Annotated in this window: 13 protein-coding genes; 7 read left to right on the forward strand and 6 right to left on the reverse strand. The window is 64.3% G+C overall.

Going from position 1 to position 18,734, the window contains the following annotated elements; genetic code table 11:
* Window positions 1-21: 21 nt before the first annotated feature.
* The 3 genes from IE158_RS06600 to IE158_RS06610 all read right to left on the reverse strand — a co-directional run bounded on the left by IE158_RS06600 (window position 22) and on the right by IE158_RS06610 (window position 4,061).
* Window positions 22-1,338, reverse strand: coding sequence for a Glu/Leu/Phe/Val family dehydrogenase (locus IE158_RS06600; protein ID WP_189642868.1), 1,317 nt, complete (start codon window positions 1,336-1,338; stop codon window positions 22-24).
* Between the two features lie 78 nt (window positions 1,339-1,416).
* Window positions 1,417-2,664 carry a Glu/Leu/Phe/Val family dehydrogenase gene (locus tag IE158_RS06605; protein ID WP_189642869.1) on the reverse strand — a complete coding sequence of 416 codons (1,248 nt, stop codon included), beginning with the start codon at window positions 2,662-2,664 and terminating at the stop codon, window positions 1,417-1,419.
* A gap of 353 nt (window positions 2,665-3,017) precedes the next feature.
* Window positions 3,018-4,061: a polyprenyl synthetase family protein gene (locus tag IE158_RS06610; protein WP_189642870.1), complete on the reverse strand. Its 1,044-nt coding sequence runs from the start codon at window positions 4,059-4,061 to the stop codon at window positions 3,018-3,020.
* A 158-nt stretch (window positions 4,062-4,219) separates the two neighbouring features.
* Here IE158_RS06610 and IE158_RS06615 point away from each other — a divergent pair, with 158 nt between their 5' ends.
* From IE158_RS06615 to IE158_RS06640, 6 genes are all read left to right on the forward strand, one after another.
* Window positions 4,220-4,936, forward strand: a complete 717-nt coding sequence (locus tag IE158_RS06615; protein WP_229838956.1) for a hypothetical protein — start codon at window positions 4,220-4,222, stop codon at window positions 4,934-4,936.
* 144 nt (window positions 4,937-5,080) lie between these two features.
* The gene (locus IE158_RS06620; protein WP_189642872.1) at window positions 5,081-6,154 is read left to right on the forward strand and encodes a methyltransferase domain-containing protein; all 1,074 of its coding nucleotides are present in this window, start codon (window positions 5,081-5,083) and stop codon (window positions 6,152-6,154) included.
* A gap of 63 nt (window positions 6,155-6,217) precedes the next feature.
* Window positions 6,218-6,895, forward strand: a complete 678-nt coding sequence (locus IE158_RS06625) for a copper chaperone PCu(A)C (RefSeq protein ID WP_189642873.1) — start codon at window positions 6,218-6,220, stop codon at window positions 6,893-6,895.
* Complete coding sequence (locus IE158_RS06630; protein WP_229838957.1) at window positions 6,892-7,668, forward strand: SCO family protein; 777 nt, start codon at window positions 6,892-6,894, stop codon at window positions 7,666-7,668. Before IE158_RS06625 ends, IE158_RS06630 begins: the two co-directional genes overlap by 4 nt.
* Complete coding sequence (locus IE158_RS06635) at window positions 7,665-8,477, forward strand: cytochrome c oxidase assembly protein (RefSeq protein ID WP_189642874.1); 813 nt, start codon at window positions 7,665-7,667, stop codon at window positions 8,475-8,477. The genes IE158_RS06630 and IE158_RS06635 overlap by 4 nt, the downstream gene beginning before the upstream one ends.
* A 167-nt stretch (window positions 8,478-8,644) precedes the next feature.
* The gene (locus tag IE158_RS06640; protein WP_189642875.1) at window positions 8,645-11,575 is read left to right on the forward strand and encodes a DUF937 domain-containing protein; all 2,931 of its coding nucleotides are present in this window, start codon (window positions 8,645-8,647) and stop codon (window positions 11,573-11,575) included.
* Window positions 11,576-11,623: 48 nt separating this feature from the next.
* Here IE158_RS06640 and IE158_RS06645 read toward each other — a convergent pair whose 3' ends face one another.
* From IE158_RS06645 to IE158_RS06655, 3 genes are read right to left on the reverse strand one after another with little or no spacing between them, the layout of a single operon-like run.
* Window positions 11,624-12,007, reverse strand: a complete 384-nt coding sequence (locus IE158_RS06645) for a YkvA family protein (RefSeq protein WP_189642876.1) — start codon at window positions 12,005-12,007, stop codon at window positions 11,624-11,626.
* Window positions 11,992-12,468 (reverse strand): NUDIX domain-containing protein, encoded by a 477-nt coding sequence (locus tag IE158_RS06650; RefSeq protein WP_189642877.1) that lies wholly within the window; start codon window positions 12,466-12,468, stop codon window positions 11,992-11,994. Before IE158_RS06650 ends, IE158_RS06645 begins: the two co-directional genes overlap by 16 nt.
* Before the next feature lie 57 nt (window positions 12,469-12,525).
* Complete coding sequence (locus tag IE158_RS06655; RefSeq protein WP_189642878.1) at window positions 12,526-13,863, reverse strand: BCS1 and AAA domain-containing protein; 1,338 nt, start codon at window positions 13,861-13,863, stop codon at window positions 12,526-12,528.
* 270 nt (window positions 13,864-14,133) lie between these two features.
* Here IE158_RS06655 and dnaE point away from each other — a divergent pair, with 270 nt between their 5' ends.
* Window positions 14,134-18,135, forward strand: coding sequence for a DNA polymerase III subunit alpha (gene dnaE, locus IE158_RS06660; protein ID WP_189642879.1), 4,002 nt, complete (start codon window positions 14,134-14,136; stop codon window positions 18,133-18,135).
* The last annotated feature ends 599 nt before the right edge of the window (window positions 18,136-18,734 follow it).

Genomic DNA, 18,734 nt, shown 5'->3' on the forward strand with positions numbered 1-18,734 from the left:
GGCGAAGAACTGAAGAAGAAATCAGGGGTACAGGCCGCGCAGGGCCCGCGCTTCAAGCACGCGGGTGCAGGCCACGATGTAGGCGGCGGTGCGCAGGGTCACGCCGTGGCGCTCCTTGACGTCCCACAGGCTCAGGAAAGCCTCGGTCATGATGCGGTCCAGGCGCTGGTTGATCTCGTCTTCGGTCCAGAAGAACGAGCTGAAGTCCTGCACCCACTCGAAGTAACTGACGGTCACGCCCCCGGCATTGGCGAGCACGTCGGGCACCACGGTCACGCCGCGCCCGGCCAGGATGTCGTCGGCGGCGGGGATGGTCGGGCCGTTGGCCCCTTCTACGATCAGTTTGGCCTTGATCTGGTCGGCGTTGGCTTCGGTGATCTGCTTTTCCAGCGCGGCGGGAATCAGCACGTCGCAGTCTGCGCCCCAGAACTCATCGCGGCTCAGTTCGTCGGTGCCTGCCAGGCCAATGATCTTGCCAGTATCGGCCAGATGCTGCATCGCCTTGTAGGGATCAATGCCAGCGGCGCTGTACACGGTCCCAGTCACGTCCTGAATCGCTACGATTTTGGCTCCGTGGTCATGGAAGATGCGGGCGGCAGCGTTGCCCACGTTGCCGAATCCCTGTACGGCGATGCGTGCGCCTTCCATGCTGATGCCCAGTTTCTTCATCGCTTCGGCGCCGGTCACAAACACACCACGCCCGGTGGCGTCGCTGCGGCCCAGTGACCCGCCCAGGCTGATGGGCTTGCCGGTCACCACGCCGGTGGCGGTGCGGCCCACGTTCATGGAGTAGGTATCCATCATCCAGGCCATGATCTGGGGGTTGGTGTTCACATCGGGCGCGGGAATGTCCTTTTCCGGGCCGATGATCAGGCCGATTTCGGTGGTAAAGCGCCGGGTCAGGCGTTCCAGTTCGCCCTGGCTGTACTTGCGCGGGTCAATGCGGATACCGCCCTTGCCGCCGCCGTAGGGCACGTTCACCGCAGCGTTCTTGATGGTCATCCAGGCCGAGAGCGCCATCACTTCGCTGAGGTTTACGTCCTGGTGATAGCGGATGCCGCCCTTGGCCGGGCCGCGTGAGGTGTTGTGCTGCACGCGGTAGCCCTCAAAGTGGGCCACGCTGCCGTCATCCAGGTGAATCGGCACATCCACCACCAGGATGCGCTTGGGCCGCTTGAGCGTCTCGACCCAGTAGGCCAGGTTGCCCAGGTAGGGCGTGACGCGGTCCACCTGCTCCAGAAAAATCTCGTATGCGCCGATGTTGTTGGGGTCCAGATAAGAAGGAATATCGTGCTGAACGGGCTTGGGTTGGGTTTGCGTTTGGGGGTCGGTGCTCATGGCAGCTCCTTTGTGACTTTTCCTTGGTGTCTAGAGATCGTGTCTAGAGATCATTGGTGTCTAGAGATAAAAAGCAGTTCAGGGGTAAACGCCGCGCATCTCGGTGGCGCTGGCAATCCGGCTGAGAGCCAGGGTATAAGCGGCGGTGCGCATTTCGATGCCGTGTTCGTTCATCAGCGCCAGCACTTCGTCCAGTGCGCGGTTGATGTGCTGCTCCACCACCTTTTCGATCTCGCCCTCGGTCCAGAAGAAATTGGTGTGCGACTGCACCCACTCGACATAGTTCACGACCACGCCGCCAATAGAGGCGACCAGGTCGGGCAGAACGTGGATGCCCTTTGCGTGCAAGTAGCGCTCCGCTTCAGGCAGCACGGCGCGGTTGGTGGCTTCGACCAGATAGCGGGCGCGCACGGCGTGGGCGTTGCCAGCATTGACCGTGCCAAAGTCAAACGCCAGGATCAGGGCGTCGACATCCAGCTCCAGCAGTTCTTCAGGCTTGATGGCCAGTCCCGTACCGAAGCCCGCCACGCTGCCGGTTTGCTCGCGGTGCGCGGCCAGGGCGTCCAGGTCCAGGCCGCCGCTGGCATACACGGCCCCGTCACGGTCACTGGCAGCCACGATTAGGGCACCCTGTTGACGTAGCAGCTGGGCTGCTTTGGCACCCACATCGCCATAGCCGAACACGGCCACGCGGGCATTTTGGACGCCGCCGTCTTGCTCCAGGGCGCGGGCCGTGACCATGGCCGCACTTTGTCCACGGGCGTCTTTGGTGCCGTACGAGCCGCCCAGCGCGATGGGCTTGCCCACCACCATGCCGCTGATTGATGTGCCCCGGCCTTCATTGAAGGCGTCAAAAATCCAGGCCATGTTCTGCGAGTCGGTGCCCACGTCAGGCGCGAGGATGTCCTCGTTGGGGCCTATCAGCTCCACCAGCTCCGTCGTGTAGCGCCGGGTCAGGCCCTCAAGTTCATGCGCGCTGAGGCTGGCCGGGTCCACATCGACCCCGCCCTTGGCCCCGCCCAGCGGCAGGTCAGCCACCGCTGCTTTGAGGGTCATGATGGCCGCCAGCACCTCGCACTCGTGGCGCGAGAGCCCTTCGCGGAACCGCACCCCGCCGATGCTGGGGCCACGGGCCGTAGAGTGCACGGCGCGGTAGCCAGTAAAGACGCGTACCTGCCCATCGTCCATCTTTACGGGCAGATTCACCTTGACGCTGCGGCGGGGATACTTGAAGTAGGCGAGGGTGTGATCCGTCACCTCACAGTACGGCAGGGCTTCTTGAAGCTGTTCCATCAGCCCCTGCCAGTTGAGTCCTGAAACCCTCATCTGGGCCTCCTTGGGAAAAGAGAAAATGGGATGTCGTGCAGCATGAACCCTCCCTGAGCGCGGCAGTGGCAGGGAAGAAACCGGCGCACCGACACAGGCGCAGCTGAGCTAACGGGTGAATTCATAGTGACGCTATGAGCATACACGCTCACCGCACGGTTTTGGTCCTGCCTTGACTGCACGGCGTCCCGGTTCTATTTTCCCGCTGAGGGCTGTATTTTTTTGCTACTTCAGTCTTGATTTGTGCTGTTCGGATGTGGAACATCGGCAGTGCATACAGAGAGAATATGCAGAGGCGATACAGCCCCTGGTCTTGTTGTCCCTCCACCTCAAACTGCCAACGCCTGCACTTGTCAGGGAAGAGGGGTCAAGCGGTCTAGCAGCGCTCCCAGTTCTTGACGGGCTGGCGTGTCGGGCAGGTGCAGCAGGGCGGCGCGGGCCAGCTCCAGTCGGCGGGCGACCTCACGCCAACCAGCCTGGTCTGCTGCGTACTGTACGCACAGGGCCTGTACCCGCGCCAGGTCACCGGCCTGCGCGGCGCGGCGCAGCAAGATGGTACGGACCTCCTGTTCGGCGGGGGTCTGGAGCAGGTGCAGCACGGCGAACGTGGCTTTGCCTTCGCGCAGGTCACTGCCCACAGGCTTGCCCAGGTCTTCCTCGCGGCCCAGCAGGTCCAGCAGATCGTCGCGCACCTGAAAGGCCATGCCCAGCTCGCGTCCGTACTGCCGCAACGCTTGCTCGTGCTCGGCGGGGGCGTCTTGCAGCAGCGCCGGGGCAGCCGCAGCCAGCTCCAGCAGTGCCGCTGTCTTGCCGTAGATGATGTGCTCATATTGTTCCTGGGTGGGGTTGCCGTAGGCCGCCACCTGAAACTGAAGCACTTCACCCTCACAAATCACGCTGGCGACTTCGCCAAAGGCGCGGGTCAGTCGGGCGGTGCCGGGCAGTTCCGAGAGTAGCATCAGCAGCCGCGCCAGCATAAAGTCGCCGCTCATCACGCTGACCACGTTGCCGTAGCGCCGGAACGCCGCTTCCTGCCCGCGCCGGGTGTCGGCGTCGTCGATCAGGTCGTCGTGCAGCAGCGAAGCCGAGTGCAGGAGCTCAATACAGACGGCCAGGGCGAGGGCGTCGGGGCTATGTGCGGGGCTGTCCAGGACCTGATCACCCAGAGCCTGAGTCTCCAGGAGCTGGGTCTCCAGGGCCTGAGCACTCAGCAGCGTGACCAGTGGACGCAGGCGCTTGCCCCCGGCGGCCACCAGGTCTTCTCCGATCAGCTCGATAAATTCCACTTCTGAACGCAGCACCTCACGCAGCCGCTGCTCAAAGGCGGGGGGTAAGCCCGTGCCTGCGGAGATGGGCAGCGTGGCAGCGGGCTGAGTGGGCGCGGCAGGCTGATTCATGCCCGGCCAGTATAGAAAACGCAGGGCGGGCCAGGAGGGGATACTCGCCCCGTTTGGCGGGCGGCAGAGTCTGCGCAGGCAGGCAGAGGCCAGCCGCCCTGGGATCGGGATGGATGCACCTGCGCGGGCACAGAACAAACATGCTAAAAAAAGGGTATATGGAAAGCGTCGTCGCTCTGTTTCAAACTCCGCAGCAGGCGGCCCGGGCCCTGCAGGTTCTCGAGTCGCGCGGCTTTGACCGTGACCGCCTGGCCTTTGCCTGCACCAACGTGATCTCGCAGAGCGAGGTGGCGAGCGTGACCGGCATCAGCCCCGAAGAGGGGGCTCCGGCTGGCGCGGGGGGTGTCATCAAAGGGGCCATCATGGGTGCCCTGGGCGGCCTGGCCCTCACGGTGCCGGTGTGGATTCTGCTGGCTCTGATTCCGGCGACCCGTGTCTATGTGGACGGGGGCATGTACGGGGCTCTGTTCGGCGTGCTGGGTGGCCTGACCCTGGGGGGCTTGTTCGGGGCCATTTCGGGCTCGGACCACGGTGACTATGTGCGCCTGCTGCAGGGCTTTGGGATGCCGACGGCCCACGCCGAGCGCGTGTATGACCGCATGAAAGACGGCGACGTGCTGGTGATTGCCCGGGACGCCGACCTGAGCCGCACTGCTGAGGCTTCCAATGTGCTGCGCCAGCTGGGTGCGGTCTCGCTGGAAAGTGTGGACACTGCTGGACAGCCCGCCCGTGATGAGATTCCTCTCAAGAGCGAAGGCCGTCAGGACCGCGCTGCTCAGCAGGCCAGCGAAGGTTTGGGCGCTGTGGACAGCACCCCTGCTGAAAGTGCCGCCGCCGAAGCAGAACAGGTCGCAGCAGGCCGTAGCAACCGCTGAAGCTGCTGGGTATACAGCTGTTGGGTGGGGTCGCTCCCGAGGGGGCGGCCCTTTTTGCCTTGCTGCTGGAGCCTGGCTGAAGGAGCCCGCTGATAGAGGCTGGGGCCAAAGGCGACGCCGGGCCGGTGCCGTATGATGACCCTTATGCCTCGCCGCCCTGCCCGCACTGCCCAGAAACCTCGTCGTCAGCGCCCTACGTCCCGTGGCAACCCCGCCGACTGGCCGCTGTACGAGGCCGAGGTGCTGCGCGGCCTGGAAGAAGTGGCCCGCACCGAGCTGGGCACCATCCACGGTCTGGATGTGGTGGCGGTCAGCGAAGAGGCTGTGCGCTTTCGCTACGCCGGAGAGCCCGAACGCCTGGGCCGCCTGCGCAGTGTAGTAGCGGTATATGCGGTACGTGCCTGGGAAGTGCCCCGGCCACGCGGGTTGCTGGGGCACCAGCAGCTGGGCGAGCTGACCGCCTGGTTGCGCGGCGTGGCGGCTCAGGGGGGCCACCGTTCGCTGCGCGTGTCGGCGGCAGGACGTGACACCGAAGTGATGGAGCGCCTGACTGCCGAAATCTCCGGCTCACTGGGCCTGGCCCACCAACCAGAAGACGGCGAACTGCGTCTGCGGGTGCGTCCCGCGCAGGACGGCAGCGGCTGGGAGGTGCTGGCCCGGCTGACGCCCAAGCCGCTGTCGGCCCGCGACTGGCGGGTGTGCAACCGCGAGGGCGGGCTGAACGCTTCGATTGCTTACGGGGCGCTGGCCCTGGCAGGCCTGCGGGCGGCGGACCGCATCTTCAATCCGATGTGCGGCAGTGGCACCCTGCTGGTGGAGCGTGCCCTGATGGGACCGTATGAAGCGATGGTGGGAGTAGATACCGATGCCCAGGCTGTGGCCTGCGCCCAGGCCAACCTCAAAGCAGCGGGCCGTGATGTGGAAGTGGCGCAGGTGGACGCCCTGAACACCGGTTTGCCGCCGCGCTCCTTTGACCTGATTCTGGCTGACTTGCCCTGGGGCGACGATATCGGCACGCACGGGGGCAATGCCGAGTTGTACCCCGCATTCCTGCGCGAAATGCACCGCCTCTGCTCCCGCTCGGGCCGGTTGGTGGTGATCACCCACGAAATCCGGCTGTTCGAGCGGGTTCTGGCCGCTTCGCCCTGGCAGGGCCGCGAACTGGCGCAGGTGTACAGTGGCGGGCACCACCCCAAAATCTATCTGCTCAGCCGCTGAACTGACCGGCCAAGCAGGCTGATGGGGACAATTTGTGGAAGGTCTCCCCCCTAGACTGCTGTCATGACGAAGGGTTTCCTGATCACCTCCTCCAACCCCCTGATCACTTCCCCCAACAGGATGTCCAGGCGCTGGCGGGTGCTGCCTTTGCTGCTGCCTGGTCTGCTGATGGCCTGTCAGGCCCCGCAGGAGACGGCAACTTCTGTTTCCTCAGTCAGCGCGGTATCCACCGTTTCCACTTCCGAAGCAGCTACGTCCGGTGCCGCTGCTGACCACAGCGCCCATGGCGCGCACAGCATGGCTTCGGCTGCTCCAGCTTCTGGTGCTGGGGTTTCTGGCGCGGCCACTGCTGAGAGTGCGCAGCCCCTTGCGCTGGAAGTGCGGGCTGCAGGCGTGACGGCTGTGCCGCCCAGCATGCACGAAACCGCCGCCTACGTCACGCTGCATAATCCCGGCGAGCAGGACATCGTGCTGGTGGGCGCGTCTACCCCCGCAGCCGAGCACACGATGCTGATGGAAACCGTGATCACGGACGCCAGTGGCACCAGCATGAGCGGCATGGTGGAAGTTCAGAGCCTGACCGTGCCTGCGGGCGGGGAGCTGGCTATGGCCTCAGGCGGGGATCACATCATGCTGATGGGGCTGACCCAGCCGCTTGAAGAGGGCCAGGAGATGGCCCTCACTTTGCAGGCGCAAGATGGCCGCACGCTGGAACTGAATGCGGTGGTGGAGCGGCCATGACGCCGACCCCCCCGGCCAATATGCCTCCGCCCCCAGCAGAGCCCCCCTCAGCAGAGAACGTGGCTCAGGCGGCTGCGGCCCGGCCCTGGCAGCACTCGGCGCTGCTGGCGCTGGCCGCTGTGGCCCTGGTGCTGGGCGTGGCCTGGGCGGTGGCCCGTTCCCAGAGTCCCTATCCCTTTTACGGCTCGGTGGTGAACCGCGCTGAGCCGGCGCTGGCCTTTTCGGGCACCGACGGCTATGGGCAGCCCTGGACGTTGCAGCCGCAGGGACGGCAGACGCTGCTGTTTTTTGGATTTACCCACTGCCCGGACATCTGCCCACTGACCCTGAAATACCTCGGCGAGATGCGTGACCGCATGACCCCAGAGGAGCGGGCACAGGTGCAGGTGGTGTTTGTGTCGGTGGACCCGGACCGGGATTCTCCAGAGCGCATCCGTGAATACGTGGAGTATTTCGGTGAGGGCACGGGCGTGCATATTCCCGAGCCGAAGCTGGCGCAGGTCGCGCAGGCGTACGGCGTGGCTTATGGCCGGGTGCCGGTAGAAGGCCCGCTGAAGTATCAGATCAACCACACGACGGCCACCTACTTGATTGACGCCAGCGGCTACACCCGTGTGATGTGGGACTACACCCAGCTGCCGAACGTAGACCGTATCCTGCGCGATGTGCGCTATGTCATGAACCATCCGCGTGAGCCGCAAGCTGGCGGTGCCCCACGGCCTGCGCTCTTTGCTGCGGCGCAGGTGGGTGCTCTTGCGGTGGTGACTCCATGAACCTCAACCCCTCTTTGGCCGACCTGCTCACCCTGAACTTCAACCCTATGGTGTGGGCTTTGCTGGCGGTGGCGGCTATCGTCTACTTTTGGCCGTTTGTGCGTGCCCGCCGCACACTGCAGGGACGGCAGCACTGGCCGGTCTGGAAAGCGGTGCTGTTTGTGCTGGCGCTGCTCAGCACGCTGTGGGCGCTGGACTCCAGTGCAGCGGTCTATACCCTCAACTCTATGGCGCTGTATATGGCGCGGCTGATGGTCCTGGCCGAAGTGGTGCCCCCGCTGCTGCTGCTGAGTTTGCCGCGCGGCATTGCGCTGGACCCGCATTCGGCGGCAGGACGAGTGCTGGGCGTGCTGCTTGACCCGTGGGTGGCCTTTGCTGTGTGGACAGCCGTGATCCTGTTCTGGAATATTCCGGCGGGCTTCAATGCCAGCATCGTGACCAACACTGCCGCCATCTTGCTGCCAGCGCTCTACCTGATCAGCGGCACCATGATCTGGGGGGCCATGCTGCGCCCCTTTCCTACCTTGCAGCCAGGGACGTTTGGCAAGCGCGGCTGGTTTGGCTTCCTGGCTGCCCTGCCGATGATGTCCATCGCGGCGTGGTGGTTGTACGCCCGCGAAGTGCTGTACCAGCCGTACGTAGGCGCAGTCTGCCTATGGAACCTGACCCCCCTCCAAAACCAGCAGATCAGCGGCTGGATCATGATGCTGGCCGGTCTGCCTGCGCTCGGCCTGGCTGTGCTGCAACTGATGGCCTGGCTGGTCGAAGTCTCGGAAGGTGGCGGCCAAAAGCCTCAGCCCCGCGCTTAGTCTCGGCTCTGCACCCGGCGTTGGTCAGGCCGGGGGCGCGGTGAGGTGGCCGCTAAGTCTACTGCCCTGGTTAGCGGCAGCCGACGCAGTGCAGGCATCAGCATGAGGAATCGTTCAGTGCGCTGTCAGGTGACGGCGAGGTTCCTTTGCCTATGATAGAAGCACTTATGAATATTGAAGAACTGTTTCGTAGTCGGTTTGGCCCGGAAAGTGCCCGCGAGCTGGGGCAGGCGCTGGGGTTGGAACCTGAGCTGACCGCCCGGCTGCTGGACCGCGCGGTGCGTTCGCAGTTGGAGACGGTGGCGCAGCACGCCAAGAGCGACGCAGGCCGCACCCAGGTGCTGGACGCCATTGCCAACCTGCCGCAGTTTCGCGGGGTGTCGCACGCCCTGACCGAGCAGGGGGGAGCCGCCTCGCTGCAACTGGCCGGTGAGCTGCTGAGCCCGTCCCTGCTTGGGGATGACCAGACCGATCTGGCCGGTCAGCTCTCGCGGGTAGAAGGCGCACCGCAGTCCTCCATCATGGCCCTGATGAACATGTCGCTGCCCCTGCTGCTCAGCTTTATCGGGCAGGCAGGCGTGAATGAGCACACCATCACTGGAGTCATGTCAACCATCCGCGCCAGTGGTGTGCGGCCCCGTGCCGCTGGTGGGTCTTACGTGTCCCGCGCCGCTGGCGTCAACGCTCCGCACTTTGTGGATGGAGGACAGGCCCCAGCCGGTGAGACAAAAAAGTCCGCTGAGGCGGAGGCCCCTGCCGCTCCCAAGGTGACTGCTGGCGGAGTGCCAGCCGTGCCGCCGTCTCAGGTCCAAACACCTGAGGGCCAGAAATCGGAGCCACAGCAACTCAAGCTGCAGCAACCTGAGCCTGAGCTGGCGCAGGACACCGATTACTCCAAGTCCAGCGTGGTCTCGGCCCTGCTTGACGGTGCCGAAGTGCCGGAGCCGGGAGCAGTGCAGCGCCCCGCCCACCCGGTGGCCCCCACCGCGCCTGTGAAGGAGAACCCCTACCGCTCCCAGGAAGCGGAGCAGGCGGAAGCTCCCCAGGCCGACCCCGAATTGGCGCAGGACACCGATTACTCCAAGTCGAGCGTGGTTTCGGCCCTGCTGGACGGTGCCGAAGTGGCCTCCCCGGCCTCAGTGCCGCCTGCCCCAGTGCCGCCTGCCCAGGCCCAGGCTCCTCAAGTGCCTCAGACGCCGGCTACCAAAGTTCCGGCTACTCCTCCCGCAGCTCCGGTGGTCGGTTCTGTGGAGGTGCGGGCCAGCGCTACAGACAGCCAGCGGCCCCAGGCGGACAAGCCCCAGCAGGCCCAGCAGGATGCTCCTTCGCAGCCCACTTCGCCTACGCCTCCCCAAGCCGCCACCGGGGGCCCCTCCCCTGAAGCGCTGGCAGCAGCAGCGGCAGCGGCTGGCATAGGGGCAGGCGTGGTGCGTCCGCCCACTGCTCAGGCCCAACCGCCTGCGGGGAGCCCGTGGAAATCGCCTCAGCCTGTGGTGGTCGGCGCTCAGCCTTCCGCAACCGCAGTGCGCCCTGCTGCCCCTGTGGCGGCCAGTGCAGTGCCAGCGGCCCCTGTGATCAGTGCGGACAGTCTGGCCGCCGCCTTCCGTCAACAGTTCTCGGCAGAGGGTCTAGGGGCCCTGGGTGAAGCGGCTGGATTTGGTCGGCGTGACGCAGGCCGGGCTGTGCAGGGGACGGCAGCTGTCCTGCTGAGTGCGCTGGCCCAAAAAGGCCGCGATGAGAAGGGAGCCGCCGAACTGTTGAGCCTGAGCAGTGAGTATGACCGCGTGACCGAAGGGGACGGCCTCAACACGGCCCTCCTGGGCAACCGCGCCGAGCTGGGCGCGCTGGAAGTGCGTGGTCTGAGTGTGCTCCCCCGCCTGCTGGACAACCCCAGCCAGGTGGGTGGCCGCCTGGGCACCGCGCTGGGCACCTCGGGTGAGCAGGCTGGTCGCCTGCTGGCCCTCCTCACGCCCTTCGTGCTGGGTCTGCTGGGCAACCGTGCCCGCGCTGGCCAGCTGGACGCTGCGGGCCTGAGCCGCGTGCTGGGTGGTCTAGACGCAGGCCGCTTGGAAAGCTTGCTGCCCGAAGGACTGGGCGTGCTCAAATCGCTGCTGGGCACGCAGCTGTTTGGTGCTGCCCCCAAAGAACGGGCCACGCTGCTGGAAACCAAGCAGGCCAAAGCAGCCCCTGCCCCTGGCACGCCTGTCACCGAGACGGCGGTCAGCGGCAAGCCTGCTGCTCCTGTGCAGCCCCTGACCCCTGAACCTCCCCGCCCGGTTGCCCCGCCCCCAGCTCCTGAGCGGCGCGGCGGTTTCCCCTGGTGGCTGCTGCTGCTGCCTCTGCTGGCGGGCCTCGCCTGGTACTTCACCCAGGACCGCACCGAGCAGCCGCTGCCCGCACCCGTCACGCAGACCGAAACCACCCAAACGATCAGCGAAGCGGCCACCACTGAAACCACGGGAACCACCGAAACGGTCACCACAGATGCGGCGGCCCCTGTCACCGAGCCTGCGGCCAGTGCTGTCGCGGCCAGCGACACTGTGGTGGTCACCGCGCCTGCAGCGGGTGAAGTGGTGCCGGACACCGGCTTCACCATGAGCGGCACTGGCCAGCCGGACACCACTTATCAATTGCTGGAAGATGGCGTGAGCGTCGGCACCTTTAGCGCGGACGCGGCTGGAGCCTGGACCGCCGATGTGGCCGCTCCTGCGGTGGGTGAGCATATCTATAGCGTGCAGGATGACACTGGCACCGAAGTGCTGAGCGTGCCTGTGACTGTTGAAGCCACCGAAGCCGCGGCTGCTTGCTCTGAACCCATGACCCTCAGCCTGAACGACGGCGAAACTGTCAGCGCCCCCTTCCGCTTCGGTGGCGTAGGCGATGCCAGCGGCTATCAGGTGCGTGTGCTGCGTGGCAGTGAGGAGATTGGCACCAAAGACATCACCCTGGCGGCCAACTGCACCTGGAACTACCTCAGTCAGCCGGGCGGCGCGGCAGGCACCACCGACGCCATCACCTACGAAGTCCGTAGCCTGGATGATCTCGGCGGCGCACCGCTGCAAACCATCAACCTGAATGTGGTGCAGGCGGGCGAGTAAGTCGTTTGCCCTGGCCGAATGAACGTCTCCCAGAAGTGGAGGCGTTTTTTATTTGACGCCAGGCCAGAAAGCCTGCACGGCCCACCACAGCAGCCCCAGCCACAGCGCGGCAATGACGGCGGCACCCGCCAGACTGACCGGCAGGCGTTCGCCCGCGCGGGTCAGGGCTTCTCGGCGGGCCGCCTCCATCACCTCTGGCGGAATCAGCCGCACGGCCAGCAGGATACCCAGTGGCAGCAGGAGGGCGTCGTCCAGCAGGCCCAGCACCGGAATAAAGTCAGGAATCAGGTCCAGTGGGCTGAGGGCGTAGGCCAGCACCAGTGCCGTGCAGACCCGCGCTGGCCAGGGCGTACGCGGGTCGTGGTAGGCCAGGTATAAGGCCAGCAGCTCACGCCTAAGTTGCCGCGCCCAGGTGTTCAGCCGCGCCCGCATGCCGCTTCCTGCCGTGCCTGCAACCACTCCGCCGCCCAGCGTCCGATGTATCCGCGCAGTGGTGGCAGTGCGTTCACGGCAAACCAGTCCAGCCGCTCTACCTCTCTTCCGTCTGGCTGTGGCGTGCCTTCCCAGTGCGTGACCCGGTAGAGCGCCGTGTAAAAGCTGGCCTGATGCCCATTCGCCAGGGTGCGCAGGGGCGTGGTATGCAGGGTCAGCAGCTCGGCTCCCAGGACGTGCAGGCCTGTTTCCTCGCGCACTTCACGCCGCAGCGCCTGCTCGGGAGGCTCGGCCAGCTCGCACAGGCCGCTGGGCAGGCTCCAGACCTCGTCCCGTCCCACCAAGCGCTCCAGCAGCACTCGCCCTTCATCATCGAACAGCAAGCCCGCCGCGCCCATCAGGTTCACGGGCGCATTGCCAATAAGGGCTCGGAGGTCGGTGATGTAGTCGGGGGAGGGCATATCAGCGCCAGGCTAGCAAGAGGGGAGGCCACCGTTCAGCACGGGGCCTCCTCCCTTTCAGCTCACCCTAAGCAGGTGCCGGGTGGGGCATAGCTCAGACAGTTCGTACCAGTCACGCTCCACGGCGGCCTCATCATCTCGGCGCTGAAGCAGGTATTCCTGTACGCGGGCCATGCTGTGCTGGCCGTCCGGGACCCGCTCACTGAGGCGGGCGATACGCGGCTCCTCCCAGTTGGGCCAAAAGCGGCGCAGCATTCCGGCCACCTGAGCGTGGGTGGCGTTGCTGAGGCGCAGCTGCCGGTCAGCGCGGCCCGGGCGAATCAGGGCGCTGTCCAGACCGGCAAGGTCGTTGGTGGTCATAAAAGTCACGCGGCCCTCGCCCGCCGCCACCCCGTCCAGGGCGTTGAGCAGGCCGTTGAAGCTCAGTTTGACGTTGGCGTTGCGGGCCTCACGGCCCAGGAATACGGCGTCAATATCTTCCAGCAGCAGCAGGGCGCGGCGGGGCAGGTCGCTCAGCAGACTGTTGAGGCGGTCATCGTCCAGGCCCGGCGTGGCCAGGTTCAGCACGCAGACATTCATGCCGTGTGCTCCGGCCAGGGCGGCCACCAGACTGCTCTTGCCGTTGCCGGGAGGGCCGTGCAGCAGGTAGCCCCGGCGGTAAGGAATGCCCATGTCGGTGTACCAGTCACGGGAAGCAAAAAATTGTGTCAGGTCGGCCTGAAGGTCACTCAGCAATTCGCCGTCGTAAACGAGACTCGCCAGCGGACGGGCGGGGCGGCGTTCGGCCAGTTTCCAGCCGTCGTACTGCGGCACATGAATTTCCAGCTGGCCGGTGCTGGCACCAGCCGTCAGCTCGAAAGCCTCGGCCAGGAGCTCCGGCAGGGCACTGCGGGCCGTGACTGGCAGGCGCAGAGTGATGGTCTGGTGAAAGGGAGAAACGTTACCGTAACCCCCAGCCGCCTTGCGCTCCATGCGCCCCGCCTGGGCCAGCAGCCAGTGGCTGCGGTAGCGCAGCAGGGTCTGTCCGCCCAGCGGAATCAGCTGCGTGGTCACGTCGTCGCCGTCGTGGTCAGTGCCGACCTTGATGGTCTGGCCGCCCAGGCGGTCACCGTAACGGGTGCTCACGCCCAGCTGCCGCAGGTTTTGCCCGCCAGGCTGCGCCGCCAACCACGCCGCCAGCCAGGGAAACGCCGGGTCGCTGTCCTGCACTTCCAGGGTCACGCTTAGCCGCGAAACGGCGTAGTTCCACGTCCGTAGCGGCAGGGTCCGTGCCCAGACGGCCAGGGCGCTCAGCGCCGCGATGACCAGGCCGCCCTGCGCCAATTCGTTGGTTTGGAGGGTACTCTGCACAGTCTGTACGGCCTGTGTCCAGAGATCAGTGAAAAAATCGCTCATAAGAAGGTTCCTTTGTCCAGGTGGTGCTCCTGTGGTGAGAATGGTCGGAGGCTCTGCCGGAGAAGGCAAGAGCGGCTGAATCCCCGCTGGAACAGCCTTGAGTAGAGTAAGCGCAGCAAGTGGAACCCTGAATCGGCCATGTGGCGTAGTCAGAAATAAGGGAAATGGCTTACTGCGCCTGCATTGGTGAGCCAGCCAACCGCGCCCCAGTTCCCGGCGTCAAGCTCCCCGGCCACTGTCCGGGGCGGCCCAGCGTCCTATCCTGTTGAGGTGACTGCGCCTGCCCCCGACCCCATCCCTGCCCCCCACATCCACCGGCCCGACGGCTCTTGCTGCGGCGGGGACAAGCCCAAGCGCTTTGCCCACCTGCACCAGCACACGCAGTACAGCCTGCTGGACGGGGCCGCGAAGCTCAAAGACCTGCTCAAATGGGCCAAGGAAACCAGCCCGGAAGGCAGTGACCCAGCCCTGGCGATGACCGACCACGGCAACATGCACGGGGCAGTGCATTTCTACAACTACGCGCAGGACGCTGGGGTCAAGCCGATTCTGGGGTACGAGGCGTATGTGGTGCCCGGCTTCGGCACCCGGCGGGACCGCACGCGCGGGCAAGACGGCGAAAAAGGCATTTACCACCTGACCTTGCTGGCCCGCGACTTTGAGGGCTACCAGAATCTCTGCCGCTTGAGTAGCCGGGGCTACACCGAGGGCTACTACTACAAGCCTCGCATTGACCACGAACTGCTGACCGAGCACAGCAAAGGTGTGATTGCCTTCAGCGGCTGCCTGGGCTCCGAGGTGCAGCAACTGCTGCTGATGGGCCGCGAGGACGACGCCAGGGAGCGGCTGCTGTGGTACCGCGACCTGTTTGGCGAGAACTACTACATCGAAATTCAGAATCACGGCCTCAAGGAACAAGCCCGCAACAACCCCGTCCTGAAACAGTGGGCGCAGGAGCTGGGTATCGGCATGGTGGCGACCAACGACGGCCACTATGTCAAGAAGGACGACGCCACCGCCCACGAAACCCTGCTGGCGATTCAGACCAAGGCGACCCTGGCCGACGAAAACCGCTTCAAATTTCCCTGCGACGAGTTTTACGTCAAGGACTTGGACGAGATGCACCGCGCCCTGCCGCCTTCGGAGTGGGGCGAGGAAATCTTCGACAATTCGGCCCATATCGCGGACCTGTGCAATGTGGAACTGCCGGTGGGCAAAAAGCGGGTGTACCAGATGCCTGCCTTGCCCATCCCTGAAGGCCGCACGATGGCCGAGGAAATGCGCGTGCAGACCTACGCCGGCATGATGCGCCGCTACCCGGCCCACGCCACAGCGGCATTGCTGCGCGACTACGCGGCCCGCTCGCTGGCGGAACTGGGCGAGGCCGATGCCGCCAGAGTGACCGAGCGGGCGGGCGGCTGCGACGCGGCCAGCTGCTCAGAGCAGGACTTGCTCTCACTGCTGGCTTTTATGGGCAGCGAGTGGGAGGCGCGGGGCAAAGCCGCGAGCGAGAAGTTCACACCTTATCCAGCCCTGGAAAAGATGGAAGCCGAGGCCGAAGCGGGCACCTTGCCTGCCTACGCCCACGAGGATTGCCGCCGCGCCAGCGAGCAGGACAGCGACACGGCCATTGACCCCGGCACCGAAGAGCAGAGCGAGGAAACCACCCGCCAGCATCACCGCCACGCGCTGACCATCCTGCGCCGCGCCGAGTACGAGCTGAGCGTGATCAACAACATGGGCTTTCCCGATTACTTTCTGATTGTGGCCGATTACATCAACTGGGCCAAGGATCAGGACATCTCGGTGGGGCCGGGGCGCGGGTCCGGGGCCGGTTCGCTGGTGGCCTACGCCATGCGAATCACCAACCTGGACCCCCTGGAATTTGACCTGCTGTTCGAGCGTTTCCTCAACCCGGACCGCGTGTCCATGCCTGACTTCGACATTGACTTCAACGACGCCCGGCGTATGGAAGTGGTGGAGTACGTGCAGCGCAAGTACGGCGAGGACAAGGTGGCCCAGATTGCCACCTTCGGAACCATGTCCTCCAAAGCGTGCCTCAAGGACGTGGCCCGCGTGATGAGCGTGGAATACGGCAAGGTGGACAAGGTCTCCAAGCTGATTCCGGTCAAGTTCGGCAAAAGCTACTCGCTGGAGCAGGCCCGAGACGCCGTACCCGACATCGCCCAGATGCTGGGAGCCGACGAGGAGCTGAACAGGGCCTATGAGTTCGCGCAGCGCCTGGAAGGCCTGACCCGTCACGCCTCGGTTCACGCCGCAGGCGTGGTGATTGGCAAAGAAGACCTGACCAACCTGGTGCCGATCATGCGGGATACGTCCGGGAACGGCATTGTCTGCCAGTACGACATGAAGTCGGTGGAAGACATCGGCCTGATCAAGATGGACTTCCTGGGTCTAAGGACCCTGTCGTTCTTGGACGAAGCCCGGCGCATCCTGCGCGAATCCAAGGGCCTGGAGATGGATTTTGACGCCATTCCCTTTGACGACGAACCCACCTATGAGCTGATGAGCCGGGGCGACACCAAGGGCGTGTTTCAGCTGGAAGGGGCCGGGATCACCGACGCCAGCCGCCGCCTGCGCCCGCGCCGCTTGGCCGACATCATTGCCCTGAGTGCGCTGTACCGCCCCGGCCCGATGGAAAACATCCCCACCTACGTGCGCCGGCACCACGGGGTAGAGGAAGTCACCTACCATGATTTCCCCAACGCCGAACAGTGGTTGGAGCCGATTCTGCGCGAAACCTACGGCATTCCGGTGTATCAGGAGCAAATCATGCAGATTGCCTCGGATGTGGCCGGCTATAGCCTGGGCGAGGCCGACCTGCTGCGCCGAGCCATGGGCAAGAAAATTGCTTCCGAGATGCAGCAGCAGCGGGTGCTGTTTGTGGAAGGCGCAGGCAAAAAGGGCGTGCCTGCCCCCGAAGCCGACAAGCTGTTTGACCTGCTGGACGCCTTTGCCAACTACGGCTTCAACAAGTCTCACTCGGCGGCTTACGGCGTGATCACCTACCAGACCGCCTGGCTCAAGGCCAACTACCCCGTTGAGTTTATGGCCGCGCTGCTCACCGTGGAGCGCCGCGACTCGGACAAGGTGGCCGAGTATGTTTCCGACGCCCGCAAGATGGACGTGCATGTGTTGCCGCCGGACATCAACCGCTCCAGCTCTGACTTTGCGGTGGCCGGTGAGGAAATCTACTTTGGCCTGTACGCCATCAAGGGGCTGGGCGAAGCCGCCGTGCTGCGCATTCTGGAGGAGCGCGAGCGGGCCGGACACTTCGAGAGTCTCGCCAATTTCTGCTCGCGCATCGACAACAAGACCTGCAACCGCAAGGCGCTCGAAAGTCTGATCAAATCGGGGGCCTTCGACGCCTTCGGTGAGCGCCGACAGCTGCTGGAATCGCTGGATGACGCTCTGGAAGACGCCGCTGGCACCGCCAAAATCAACCAGCGCGCCCAGGCCGGTATGAGCATGATGTTCGCCCTGGAAGAAGTGGTGGAGGAGCGTCCGCTGCGTCAGGGTGTACCGCCTTTTACCGAGCTGGAGCGCCTCGCCGCCGAGAAAGAAGCCCTGGGCCTCTACATTTCCGGGCACCCGTTGGAGCAGCACGAGGGCCTGCGCGAAGCCGCCAGCTGCCGCATTGCCGATCTTGACAGTTGGTTTGAGACTCAACCCAAGAAGGGCAAACGCCAGAAAGCCGTGCTGGCAGGCATGATCGAGGGCGTGCAGAAAAAACCCACCAAGTCGGGCGGCATGATGGCCCGCTTTATTCTGGCCGACGAATCCGGGCAGATTGAGCTGGTGGCCTTTTCCCGCGCCTATGACCGCATCGAGCCCAAGCTGGTCAACGACACCCCAGGCCTGGTCATCGTGGAGCTGGAAGCTGAGGACGGCGGCCTGCGGGCCATTGCGGAGGAAATTGTCAGCATCGAGCAGCTCGAAGACGTGCCCAAGGTGATGTACGTCAACATTGACCTGGAAAGCGCCAGTCCCGACGCTGTGGGCGAGTTCCAGAGCATCCTTGACGAGCACGCTGGCCCCATGCCCACCTATCTGCGCCTGGAAACGCCCGAGCAGTTCGTGCTGTACCAGCTGGAACACAACATGGGCAGCCCCGACGCCATCCGTGCCCTGAACAGCACCTTTGCTTGGGCCAACGCGTACCTTGCTTACGACCAGCAGACGATTCTGGGCCGGTTCGCGCCCAAGCCGCCCGCGTGGATGCAGCGCAAGCAGGGTGGGATGCAGGCGTGAATTTCATAGTCAGTAAGGCAGGACCAATGTCTGTCGCCAATCCGCCTGTGTCGCCAAATCTGCCGGGCACCAGCTTAAAGGCTGTTGCGAACATGATGGAGATTGAGGCCCCAGAATGCTCTTCGAACATGCACAGCCTCCACTCGGCCATTTACCCCAATTCCCGGCTGACTCCTGGGGATTCTTTAAAGTACTCAAGAATGCCGCCGGAGGTGTAAAAGTAAGCCCTTAAACATTGTTATGCTTTTAGGCGCATAGATGTTCCGAAGTGAGAAGAGGTCTTGGAGGGACCAATTCATAAAAGAATGTTAAAGTACTGCCTATTTTGTATTGGCTGTGGAATGCCACATTGTTCTGTGTGAGTATAATGTTTTTGTAATGCATCTGAAGTTCATCTCTAAGTAATTGGGCTCATAAAATTTTAAAAAAGATATGTAGCTGTTTTGGAGGTACAGGCCTTATGGACTGGTCCGATAGGGGGACTCTACTGGCGTACGGATTTCATTCTGTGCCTAAAAGAGAAAAACAGGGGGGTAAGTAGCTTCCGGGTGTAGATTGCATCATATTGCAATTCCCCAGTTGGCTCCACCAACTGCCCT

It is taken from the genome of Deinococcus piscis (assembly GCF_014653275.1).
Classification (GTDB): Bacteria; Deinococcota; Deinococci; order Deinococcales; family Deinococcaceae; genus Deinococcus; species Deinococcus piscis.